The organism is Vibrio sp. 10N.286.51.E5, assembly GCF_041469125.1.
GTDB lineage: Bacteria > Pseudomonadota > Gammaproteobacteria > Enterobacterales > Vibrionaceae > Vibrio > Vibrio crassostreae_C.
On the sequence record NZ_JBFRJZ010000021.1, the window covers coordinates 116,766 to 129,254 of the forward strand.

At 45.8% G+C, this 12,489-nt stretch carries 8 protein-coding genes; 5 read left to right on the plus strand and 3 right to left on the minus strand.

The genetic code is table 11. The features are described 5' to 3' along the window. Positions 1 to 10: 10 nt before the first annotated feature. The gene (locus AB4161_RS07730; RefSeq protein WP_029235374.1) at positions 11 to 541 is read right to left on the minus strand and encodes a hypothetical protein; all 531 of its coding nucleotides are present in this window, start codon (positions 539 to 541) and stop codon (positions 11 to 13) included. A gap of 80 nt (positions 542 to 621) precedes the next feature. Between AB4161_RS07730 and AB4161_RS07735 the strand changes: the two genes are divergently transcribed. The 3 genes from AB4161_RS07735 to AB4161_RS07745 all read left to right on the plus strand — a co-directional run bounded on the left by AB4161_RS07735 (position 622) and on the right by AB4161_RS07745 (position 6,854). Next, positions 622 to 1,950: a MipA/OmpV family protein gene (locus AB4161_RS07735; protein WP_372083127.1), complete on the plus strand. Its 1,329-nt coding sequence runs from the start codon at positions 622 to 624 to the stop codon at positions 1,948 to 1,950. 198 nt (positions 1,951 to 2,148) lie between these two features. Further along, entirely contained in the window at positions 2,149 to 6,216 is a 4,068-nt protein-coding gene (hrpA, locus tag AB4161_RS07740; RefSeq protein WP_372083128.1) for an ATP-dependent RNA helicase HrpA, read from the plus strand. Between the two features lie 143 nt (positions 6,217 to 6,359). Further along, positions 6,360 to 6,854: an outer membrane beta-barrel protein gene (locus tag AB4161_RS07745; protein WP_017060444.1), complete on the plus strand. Its 495-nt coding sequence runs from the start codon at positions 6,360 to 6,362 to the stop codon at positions 6,852 to 6,854. Between the two features lie 153 nt (positions 6,855 to 7,007). Here the strand turns inward: AB4161_RS07745 and AB4161_RS07750 are convergent, their stop codons facing one another. Next, positions 7,008 to 7,790, minus strand: coding sequence for a hypothetical protein (locus tag AB4161_RS07750; protein WP_372083153.1), 783 nt, complete (start codon positions 7,788 to 7,790; stop codon positions 7,008 to 7,010). Beyond that, entirely contained in the window at positions 7,711 to 8,508 is a 798-nt protein-coding gene (locus AB4161_RS07755; protein WP_102427735.1) for a hypothetical protein, read from the minus strand. Before AB4161_RS07755 ends, AB4161_RS07750 begins: the two co-directional genes overlap by 80 nt. Positions 8,509 to 9,053: 545 nt before the next feature. Here AB4161_RS07755 and AB4161_RS07760 point away from each other — a divergent pair. Together AB4161_RS07760 and AB4161_RS07765 are read left to right on the plus strand one after the other, a co-directional pair. Beyond that, positions 9,054 to 9,839, plus strand: coding sequence for a TetR/AcrR family transcriptional regulator (locus AB4161_RS07760; protein ID WP_004741595.1), 786 nt, complete (start codon positions 9,054 to 9,056; stop codon positions 9,837 to 9,839). Positions 9,840 to 10,010: 171 nt separating this feature from the next. Next, complete coding sequence (locus AB4161_RS07765; protein WP_372083129.1) at positions 10,011 to 12,473, plus strand: RND family transporter; 2,463 nt, start codon at positions 10,011 to 10,013, stop codon at positions 12,471 to 12,473. The last annotated feature ends 16 nt before the right edge of the window (positions 12,474 to 12,489 follow it).

Here is a 12,489-nt window from a genome sequence, read left to right on the forward strand (position 1 = left end):
TCGTTGGTGGCTAGTCGTCGTGGTGTTCTTTTGTTTCGATCTTATTTGTGTCTGGCTTTGTGGTTTCAAGCGTTGATGCTTCAAGTTCTACTGAGTCAGATTCTGTTGTTTTAAACTCTGCAATCTCAGGCTCTGCCATTTCAGATTCTGTTGATTCAAGAACTTCGATAACTTCTGAGCTAGAAAGTTCATGGCCCATTAGAAATATTGCCAAAAGGGCATCGGCTTTGGTCTTGGTATCGGAAGGCTCGTCTAATAACAGTTCGAGCTTTTCTCGAATCATAGCAATCTCGTGCTCAACAAAGCCACGGCCTTCTTCATCCCCTTGATTGTCTTCAGGGGCATTATCGAATTCAAGAAATAGCATGTCACCGTCTAGGTTGGTATCCACCAAACGCTCAGGCAACCACGCCTCACCCATAACAATATCTGGATCGGAATCTTTGGGTAAGTGATCTATAATGTTTTGTAATTCGGAGACTTTCACAATACTTTCATTTAACCGAGAATATTCTACATTGTAACGGTCAATGCCGAGCAAACCTAAAAATAGTTAGCCGTCATGGTTAATAAATGTCTAATCAGTAACACAATATTTTTTCAAAGAGTAATTACACAAGAATGAAGCTCAAATATTTACCGACTCTTCCTTCATCTGGATTGGTTTTACTAGGTAGCGCTTTCCTAAGTGGCATTTTCGTAAGTGCTAATGCGTGGGCCGCTGAAGAGCAAGAGTGGGGCATCGCTGCAATGTTCCGTACAGCAAGCATCCCTTATGACACGTCTGGTGGCGACCAATCGGTTAGCTCATTCGTACCGATGCTGTTTTTCAAGAACGATTATGTGTTTATTGACGGTACTGAGATGGGGGCATACCTCTATCAAACTGACGATGAGAAGTGGTCTTTCAATGCTATCTCTCGCATGCGCTTTATTGATATTCCTGCATCTGAGCAGAACGCGATTGAAGGCGATACGGCGGACTTTGGTGCTCAACTGACCTACCAACTTGATGATTCTTGGTCTGTCGAGACGGAGTTAATGAGCGACAGTGAATACAACTTCCACGGTAACTTACGAGCTAAAGCCAAGTATGAAACTGGAGATTGGGAGTTTTACCCGAGCGCGACGCTGCGTTATAAAAGTGCTGATTTCAACAGTGAGTATTACTCCGCATCTAATGAAACCATTGGTGCTGGTGTTGACTTAAATGTTGGTGTTGAAACGCGTTACCATGTGGTTTCTAACTTGTACTTATTGGGTTCAACCAGTGTGACTCGATTGGACGATAACGCTTACGATTCTTCGATTGTTGAAGACCGTTATCAGGGGGAATTGTACCTTGGCTTTGGTTTCTTTAACGACAAAGAGAAAGCGCCAAAACCTAAACTGAGCAATGCGCCGTACTTACGTGTCGCACACGGCTGGGGAACGCCATCCAATATTGGCGACATCATGAAGTTCAATCGAGAGAAAGACGAATACAACAACCAGTTGACCTCGTTCTTCTATGGACACCCATTAACTGATGAGATCTTCGGCTTGCCATTGGATATCTATTTGACCCCAGGTATTGCCCACCACTGGAGCTCAGACGTTCAATCAAGCAGCACCGAATACATTATCGCAATCAAGGCGTACTACACCTTTGATTGGCCAACTCAGTGGCGTTTTGGTGTGGCAGAAGGTATGTCTTACATCGATTCGATTACCTATATCGAAGGCTCTGAGATGGACCGTAAAGGTTACACCGCAAGCCATCTATTGAACTACTTAGACTTCTCATTCGATGTCAACGTTGGCGACTTGATTGGCAAGAATGACTTGAACAACTTATGGTTCGGTTATTCATTGCATCACCGTTCTGCAATCTTTGAAAAATCCTCTCAGTATGGTCGTATCAAAGGCGGTAGTAACTACAACACGGTTTACTTCCAATATGAGTTTTAAGCGCAGTTTTTAACGTTAGCTTTAAACCAGAGTTGACTAAGTACGACTTACATTTGACCGCGCTTTCATAGCTCCTGCGAGTGTTAGCGAGATTAATCAGCCTGATAGCTAAAGGTTTTCCCTTTGCTGTCAGGCTTTTTTGTTTGAGACTTGTGATATAATCGCGCGAGTTTAATAAGTACAAGAATAGGACACGCTTTGACTTCGTCTCCGGAAAAAGCAGATAACAACAAGAATGCAGCACAGCCAAGTTCTTCACAGAGCAAAGCCAAGCCAAACCAAGCGGCATCGAAAAAGTCTGCTGAACAATCAAATACCAAAAAAGCTGATCAATCAGCGACAAACAACAAATCATCTCAGAATAGCCCAGCCTCTCTTCGTAAAGCGCTCAACGAATGTATGATGCGCGATCGCTTCCGTTTGAGTAAGCGAATTGCTGGTGCGAGCAAAATTAAGAACGAACAAGCTAAGCACGCTGTCTTTGATGAGATTGCGTTAGACATTGCTAAGTCGATGATGACGGCAACTCAGCGTGCGGCACAGAAACCAACGATTGAATACCCAGAAATTCTCCCGGTTAGCCAAAAGCGCGAAGACATCGCGAAAGCCATCGCTGAAAACCAAGTGGTTATCGTGGCGGGTGAAACGGGTTCGGGTAAAACCACTCAGTTACCGAAAATCTGTTCTGAGCTTGGCCGCGGCCGCTTTGGCTTAATTGGTCACACTCAGCCTCGTCGTCTTGCGGCACGTTCGGTTGCGAACCGTATTGCTGAAGAGATGGAAACGCAGCTGGGTGAGTTTGTTGGTTATAAGGTTCGATTCAACGACCAAATTTCTGACAACACCCAAATCAAATTGATGACCGACGGTATTCTACTGGCGGAAATTCAACACGACCGATTCTTAAATCAGTACGACACCATCATCATCGATGAAGCGCACGAACGTAGCCTGAACATCGATTTCATCATGGGTTACCTGAAAGAGTTACTGCCAAAGCGTCCTGATCTGAAAGTGATCATCACGTCGGCAACCATCGATCCAGAGCGTTTCTCTAAGCACTTTAACAATGCACCGATCATTGAAGTGTCTGGTCGTACTTACCCAGTTGATACGCGTTACCGCCCATTAGGTGGTGATGAAAGTGATTCAGACCGCGACCAAATCGAAGGCATCTTTGAAGCCGTTGATGAGCTGTGTGATGAAGGCCTTGGCGATATCTTGATCTTCATGAACGGTGAGCGAGAAATTCGTGATACCGCAGATGCATTGAGTAAACGTAACCTTCGCGATACTGAAATTGTTCCGCTTTACGCGCGTCTATCGGCGGGTGAGCAGAACCGTATCTTCCAGTCTCATACTGGTCGACGCATCGTGCTGGCAACTAACGTGGCAGAAACCTCGTTAACCGTACCGGGCATCAAGTATGTTATCGACCCGGGTACGGCGCGTATCAGCCGCTACAGCTACCGTACTAAAGTACAACGTCTACCGATTGAGCCAGTGTCTCAAGCGAGTGCAAACCAGCGTAAAGGTCGTTGTGGTCGTGTTGCAGAAGGTATCTGTATTCGTTTGTACTCTGAGGAAGATTTCGAGTCACGCCCAGAGTTTACTGACCCAGAGATTCTTCGTACTAACCTAGCATCGGTTATCCTTCAGATGACAGCGCTAGGCCTAGGCGATATTCAAGCGTTCCCATTTGTTGAAGCGCCCGATAAGCGCAACATTCAAGACGGTGTAAGGCTGCTTGAAGAGCTTGGTGCGATCGCCACCGTTGAACCGTCAGCGAACAAAAACAAGAACCACGGCGACGACAAGAAGAAGCTAACCGCGATTGGTCGTAAGCTGGCAAAACTGCCTATCGATCCACGTTTAGCGCGTATGGTAATTGAAGCGCCACGTAACCGATGCCTACACGAAGTGATGGTGATCGCGTCTGCGTTGTCGATTCAAGATCCGCGTGAGCGTCCATCAGATAAGCAACAATCGTCTGATGACAAGCACAAGCGTTTCTTCGATAAAGAGTCTGACTTCATCACGTTTGTGAACTTATGGGATTACATCAAGCAGCAGCAAAAAGCATTGTCGAGTAACCAGTTCCGCAAACAGTGTAAGCAAGATTACCTCAACTATTTACGTATCCGTGAATGGCAAGATGTGTACTTCCAAATTCACCAAGCAATGCGTGAGCTAGATACTAAGTTGAATACAGAACCGGGCAGCTACGATGGCATTCACATGTCACTGCTATCAGGTCTGCTTTCGCACATCGGTATGAAAGACCAAGAGAAGAATGAGTATCAAGGTGCACGTAATGCACGCTTCCACATCTTCCCTGCGTCTGGCCTATTTAAGAAACAGCCTAAGTGGATCATGTCTGCGGAGCTGGTAGAAACCTCAAAACTTTGGGGCCGTGTTATCGCGAAGATTCAACCTGAATGGATTGAACCGCTAGCGAAACACCTGATTAAACGCAGTTACAGCGAACCACATTGGTCGAAGAAACAAGCAGCGGTAATGGCACACGAAAAAGTGATGCTTTACGGAATCCCAATCGTACCTAAGCGCCTTGTGAACTACGGCGCGATTGATGCCACCGTCAGCCGTGAGTTGTTTGTACGTAGTGCATTAGTAGAAGGTGAGTGGGAAACCAAACACGCTTTCTTCAAGCAGAACCGTAAGCTTCTACAAGAAGTCGAAGAGCTAGAGCATAAATCGCGTCGTCGTGACATCTTGATCGACGATGATGAACTGTTCGATTTCTATGACCAGCGTGTTGGTGAAGAGGCGGTTTCTGGCCGTCACTTTGATACATGGTGGAAGAAGACCAGTCAGAAAACCCCTGAGCTGCTTAACTTTGAAAAATCGATGCTGTTCCGCGGTGATGCTAGCCACGTTACCGATCTGGATTACCCGAACTTCTGGCACCAAAACGGTATCAAGCTCAAGCTGAGTTACCAATTTGAGCCGGGCGACGATAACGATGGTGTAACGGTACACATTCCGCTGCCTATCTTGAACCAGATCGACCAGAACGGTTTTGATTGGCAGATCCCGGGTCTACGTCAAGAGCTAGTAATTAGCTTGATTAAGTCGTTACCTAAAACGCTACGCCGTAACTTTGTACCTGCGCCAAACTACGCAGATGCATTCTTGGCACGTGTGACACCGCTTGAAGCACCGTTACTGGATTCTCTTGAGAAAGAGCTACGCCGCATGACGGGTGTGGAAGTGGTACGTGATGACTGGAAGTTAGACCAGATTCCAGAGCACTTAAAGGTAACATTCCGCGCTGTAGATCATCGCAAGCGTAAGCTGAAAGAACAGAAAAACCTGCATGAGCTAAAAGAAAGTCTGAAAGACAAGGTTCAAGAAACGCTTTCTAAGGTTGCTGACGACGATATTGAACAACAGAACCTGCATACCTGGAGCTTTGGTGAGTTACCAAAAGTGTATCAGCAGAAACGCGGCGGCTACGATGTTAAAGCCTTCCCAGCGCTGGTGGATTCTAAAGACAGCGTAGAGATCAAACTGTTCGAAACCGAGCAAGAGCAAATCTCGGCAATGAAATCGGGTCAGCGTCGTTTAATCTTGTTGAACGTGCCATCACCGATCAAATACTTGCACTCGAACCTGCCGAACAAATCGAAACTTGGCTTGTACTTCAACCCATACGGACAGGTACTCGATCTTATCGATGACTGTATCGCTTGTGGTATTGATAAGCTGATTGAAGAGAAGGGCGGTTTGGTTTGGGAACCAGAGCAGTTTGAAGCTATGAAAGAACACGTACGTGCAGAGCTGGGTGATACCGTAGTAGAGATTGCTCAACAGGTTGAAACCATCCTAACCACGGCATTCAGCATCAGTAAAAAGCTGAAAGGACGCGTGGATCTTTCTATGGCATTCGCACTTTCTGACATAAAAGCTCAAGTAGAAGGTTTGATTTTTAAGGGTTTTGCCACAGAATGTGGGTGGAAACGCTTGCCGGATATTCTACGCTATATGAGAGCGATTGAACGCCGCATGGAAAAACTGCCAATTGACCCGAACAAAGATCGTCTTCACATGATCAAAGTTGAGTCAGTAATGAATGATTACAAAGAACTGCTGAATAAAATTCCAAAAGGGATCGCGGTTCCAGAAAATGTAAAAGAGGTGCGTTGGATGATAGAAGAGCTTCGTGTAAGCTTCTTCGCACAGCAGCTCGGTACGCCTTACCCAGTATCAGATAAGCGTGTTAAAAACGCGATTGATGCTTGCTAAAGGAATAAAGCTAGACGCAATGGCAAGGTTTGGGTATAAATCTTGCTTATTGCATTACTAATTGAATAGTTATTACATACAGGGCGACTTGGTGGCAATTTATTACCACTCAAGGCCTGCCACTAGGACGAAAAAGGTCGAATATGAAAAAAACGTTATTGGCACTAGCACTACTAGGTGCATCTTCAACAGCAATGGCTGACTCTTGGTTGTACGGCGGTGTAATGGGTGGTCAAAACTCATTCGCTGGTGAAGATGAAAACGCGGTGGGCATCCACGTAGGTACAGGTATCCTTCCACTAATCGGTGTTGAAGCGGGTTACTGGGATCTAGGTTCTTTCGACAACGTTAGCTACGGCAACCGTGCTAAACAAGGTGTTGACGTAAGCACTGCTTACCTAGCGATCAAACCAAGCATCGACTTCGGTCCTCTTCACGTATACGCGAAGGGTGGTCTTCACTCATACGAAGTGAAAGGCGATAACTTCAAGCAAGACGATGTAGACGTAATGTACGCTGTAGGCGCTGAATACTTTATCTTTGGTCCACTATCTGTAGGCGCTAGCTACCAAAACTTCAAAATGAAAGATGACGACTCTGGCGTTTTCTCTCTAAACGCAACTATCCACCTACTGTAATTAATCAGTAAGGCGATCGTAAATAACGGTCGGATAGTCGTTAAAGAGTTCGTTAGAATTCATAAAAAATGCCAGCTTGATAGCTGGCATTTTTGTATCTGTTAACCGTGTAATCGCTACTCTGTTTTCTTATAACAGATAGCAAGCGGATGGTTATTTTTTACTGTTCAGAATACGCTGAATTCTTGGGTTAATCGCTTTACCGTGCTGGCTTTCGTACTCTTCACGTTTTAAATCGTTTAGGTTTTTCACTGAGTTAGCGGCAAGCAGGAATTGCGGCAACTCCGTTTCCAGCAGGCCTTTCTCATCTAAACGTTTTGCTTCCAAGTAGTACTTCTTAAACAGACCATCCAGCTTGTTTTCAGCCGTACGCTTCAAGTCATACAGTTTGTTCTGAATCAGCCATTTTTCAATTTTGTTGGCAGCGGTGCGAGACAACACACGGATACGGCTATCCAGCAACTCTTCTTCAGTTAAAGAATCTTTCAGGATCCACAGCTCACCCATTTGCGGCGGCCAGCTGTTGCCAAGCTGAATACGTTCGTGGCAGTGCATTAAAACGCGGTTAAGGCCGTCTGAATCAACAGAGTTGGCAAACTCAATGAACTTACCGCTTGGCTCACTACCGTACTGATATTCCCACTGCGTTTCGTACACGCTCAAGAAAGAGCCGAACACGTGAATACACCAATCGGTTAGTTCCAGCTCTGCAGGATCTTGATCAACAACAGGTACTTGTTGAGACGCACCAGAATCCGCAGCTTGTGCAGCCGCTACTTTCACTTCGGTACTTTGCGCTTCAATCACTTCAGGTACTAATGGACCTGTAGCGTCAGGTACAACAGGTTGAGCTGGCTCAGAAGGTTGGCTTTTTGCCTTTTTGAATGAGCTGCTGCCTGAAGCGTTCAGATGGGCTAAGCTTTTGTCTATACCCATTTCCTTGAGCTTGTCCTGCATTTCCTGAATATTGAGAGGTCTTCTGCTGTTGTTGTCTTTCATTTTGCTTCTCGTTAACTAGCCAGTACTGCAGCTTGGATTCAATCCGAGATAATGGCATTAATTCATTGGCTTTGGCTTTATACCAGAGGACAAATTTCTTCCATACTAAACTATGGTCACCGGTCAAACCGGAGAATTTAAACGCACGTTCTGCCCATGATGGTATCTCTTCTTCGTTGAGATCATGAGTAGAGACGGTGTTGCTGTTCATTGAGCCTCGACCTTGTGGGCGAGGGGCCTGCTGCATGTGTTGCATTGGTGCCGGAGCAGGCTGAAACTTAGGTGCAGGTGCAGGTGCAGGTGCAGGTGCAGGTGCAGGTGCAGGTGCCGTAGAGTAGACCGGAATACTATTGGTCGGTTGAACCTCAACGTGCGCCGCAGTTTGCTCTTGCTCAATGAGCATTTTGAAAACGTGAATCTCTTTTTTATCCCGATAATCTACTTTTACCTTATCGAGAAAACCTTGGTCGACTAAACACTTAAGACAGTCGGCTAAACCAAACGTAGAGAGAGCACAAAGTTGACCTGCTGTTTGTAGGCACACATTGGTGTAGCCGAATTCGTCAGCACCGTCTGCAAGCATCAATAAAACCAGCTTTTCTGCAGGGCTAGAAGTATTCACTTGCCAAGCTAAATAAGAATATTTGGCGCTCAATATCGTGTTCTCAAAAAAGGTAAGTCGTTGTCACTATTGTAAGTCACCCCTTACCGAATTTATAGCAACTTAACAGAAAACGGCATTAGTAAGCCAAATATTGACCATAAGGAGACGTCTGCCCCATAAAGTAAGCCTACAGTCATTCATTCTTGTGGTTTAAGCTAGGAATCATTGGGCATGAATACGCATAGCAGCTTAAAGTGCCTACATTCTTTGTTAGGTTAAGAATGCCCAATTCGCGTCCACATTCTGTTGGTCACAATACAGGTCTTCTTTTAAAGTCTTCTCTTTAGGTCAACTATTGATGATTTTCTTAGCTATATCCCATTTATTCTCTTTCCATTCACAAAATGTATTTAATTTATAAAACCCCTTGATATGATCAATACTTGCGCTATTATGACGATAAGTCAGAAATGACGAAGCGTCACAAAATGGTTAACTACATGAATTTACTATTCGTGTTAATATATTGGATAGGAGTGTTTTAAATACTGGCGAAGCTTAGATAACGGCTAAGCTCATATACGGACTAAAAAATTATGTTTGGCTTTGGTTGTAAAGGCGATAAACAAGGTATCTTTGGTTGCAAAGGCGTGTTGTCTAAAAAGCAGCAGTCTATTGCAGACCGAGAAGTAGAGTTGATGTTGTTAGCAAAAGATCTGGTTCGAGAACAAGGGTTCGGAAACCTCACGATGGACAAGCTAACGGCAGCGAGCTCTTATTCTAAAGGTACGATATACAATCACTTTTGCAGCAAAGAAGACGTCGTTTTAGCGTTATGTATTCACTCTCTCAAGACAGAAGCAATGATGTTTGCTCGCTCTGGAGAGTTTGAAGGCAACACACGTGAAAAGATCGTCGCATTGCACGTTGCTTACCGAATCTATGCTCGCATGGAACCGGTACTATCAACCTGTGCGATCATGGCTAAAAGCCCGTGGGTACTAGAGAAAGCGTCTAGTGCACGCGTCGCCGAGATGAATGAACTGGAAGAGTTGGTGATTGAACAATGCGACTCTATGGTTAACCAAGCGGTAGAAGCGGGTGACCTAAAGTTCTCTTCTGGCGTTGGCTCAGATGCCATCGTTTTTGCTAACTGGTCAATCGCATTTGGTTCAAATGCCTTGTCACAGAACGCATCAAACAGTCATTGTATTAAGCGGTTACAAGACCCGTATTCAGTATTACACAACGCGAACATGATTCTAGACGGCCTCAATTGGCAGCCCCTTTCTAGTGACTGGGATTACCGCAAAACTTGGCGTCGTGTAGAACAAGAACTGTTCAGTGAAGAGATCGCTTACTTAGAGTCTGTAGGTCGATAGCTTCCGTTAAGCCCACACATGTGGGTTTATTAATAACCATTTTTGACGATTTGTCACAAACTTGAGACTGACCGACTGTGGTTGCTGTTTTCTTGAGTGTTTGACTAAGCATTGTGTCTTTTGTCAGCTTCGGCTGGCTTTTTATGACACAAATATGACGAATCGTCACAAATGGAGACTGTGATGAAACATGACAGCCAGAAGCCCACGTTCGATCAGCAAAACCGAGATAACCCTAATGCTGATAGCGCAAACACAGATCTAAACAGTTGGCACTCAATACCTACCAAGCGTTCGTTTATCGTTCTGCTGGTGGTGTTTTCAATCATCATTTTCTCTGCATTAGGGGCTAAGAACCTCTACTTTAGAGGGGACTACAACATCTTCTTCGAAGGCACCAACAAGCAGTTGATGGCGTTCGATGAAATCCAAACCACCTTTGCAAAAACCGACAACCTTGCGATTGTTGTCGCACCTGAAGATGGCAATGTCTTCACCCCTGAAACTCTCACCCTGATTCAAAATCTCACGGTTGATGCGTGGCAGATCCCGTATTCAAGCCGTGTCGATTCCCTTGCTAATTATCAGCACACCGAAGCCATTGAAGATGATCTTTTGGTAGAAGACTTGCTGTATGAAGAGTACGAACACACACCAGAACGCATCGCCAAAGTAAAACAGATCGCCCTTAACGAGCCGTTGCTCAAGAATGCCTTGGTGTCGGCCTCTGGCGATGTGACGATTGTGAACGTCACCGTGCAACTGCCAGAAGTGGACAAAACCGCAGAAGTGCAAGAGGTGATTGCGGCAATCAATACCATGATCGGCAAGTACCAAGCTCAGTATCCTAATGTCGAATTCCATAAAGCGGGCATCATAGCCATGAACAACGCATTTATGACTTCGGCTCAAGAAGACAGCTCAACGCTCGTTCCCTTAATGCTGTTGGTGGTACTGGTGTTCCTGACCTTTATGCTGCGCTCGTTCTTTAGTGTGGTGGCGACGCTCATTGTGATCATCTCTTCGATTGTTGCCACCATGGGATTGTCTGGTTGGGCAGGGATGTTCTTGAGTACCGCAACCGTGAATGTGCCAACCTTGGTTTTAACTTTGGCGGTGGCTGATTGTGTTCACGTGATTGTGACCATGAGACAAGCGATGCAGCGCGGTATGGAGAAAGCACAAGCCATTCAATACAGCATCAAGCTCAATGCGATGCCGATTCTGATCACCTCGGTGACCACTGCGATTGGTTTCCTGATGATGAACATGTCGGACTCACCAGTGCTGCGTGATTTCGGTAACTTATCGGCACTGGGTGTACTTATTGCGTGCTTCTTGTCTGTGACTATGTTGCCAGCGTTGCTAAAACTGCTGCCAGTCAAACGTCTACCTGCCAACCCTAAGGCGGCAGACAAAGTCACCTTCATGGATAAGCTGGGCGATTTTGTCGTAACTAACCGTAAAGCACTGCTGCCGATTTCTACGCTAGTGATTGTTGGCGCTGCCGCGTTAATTCCGCTCAACAAAGTCAACGATGAATCGGTGAAGTATTTCGATACCTCAAGTGAATTCAGACAAGCGGCTGACTTCATGGAAGAGACCGTAAGCGGCATGACAACCCTCAGTATCGCAGTGAAAACTAACGAGTCTCAAGCGATTGCTGATCCTGTGTTCTTGCAAGCAATTGGTGACTTTACTAAGTGGCTACGCGTTCAACCAGAAACTGACCATGTCGCCACGCTTTCTGATGTTTACATGCGTTTGAACAAGAATATGCATGCCGACGACGACAGCTACTACAAGCTACCGCTGAACCGTGAACTTGCCGCGCAATATCTGCTGCTTTACGAAATGTCTCTGCCGTACGGCTTGGACTTGAACAACCAGATCAACGTCGATAAATCATCGATCAAAATGGTACTCACCGTCGATAACCTTGGCAGCGTTGAGCTAGTCGAACTCGAAGAGCGCATTTACTCATGGTTTGCAGCCAATGCACCGCAATATGAAGTGGTGGCTTCGAGCCCGTCACTGATGTTTGCTCATATTGGCGAAACCAACATGGCGAGCATGCTATCAACTTTGCCTATCACCCTAGTGCTTATCTCTGGCTTGATGATCTTTGCATTGCGCTCGGTTCGCTTAGGCATGATCAGCCTAGTGCCCAACATTGCGCCTGCGATCATTGGCTTTGGTTTATGGGCGCTTATCTCAGGTGAAATCAACCTAGGTTTGTCAGTCGTGGTCACGCTCACGTTGGGTATCGTGGTTGATGATGCGGTGCACTTCTTGAGTAAATACCAGCGCGCAAGAATCGAAGGGAAATCAGCAGAAGAAGCGGTTCGATACGCTTTCCACACCGTTGGACGCGCCTTGTGGATCACCACTGTTGTGCTAGTGGCCGGTTTCTCTGTACTGGCGATGTCGAGCTTCAGACTCAACTCCGACATGGGCTTACTCAGCGCGATTGTGATTTTCATTGCGCTGGTGGTCGATTTCATCTTGCTACCAAGCTTACTGATGATCTTCGACAAACAGACCCACTATTCAGCTAAAACTCAGCACGAATCAAAGCCAGATACCAAGTCGCAGCCTAGATCGACAGCCGAACTGACTACTTCGACCAAATAAGGAAACGTCGGCCTGC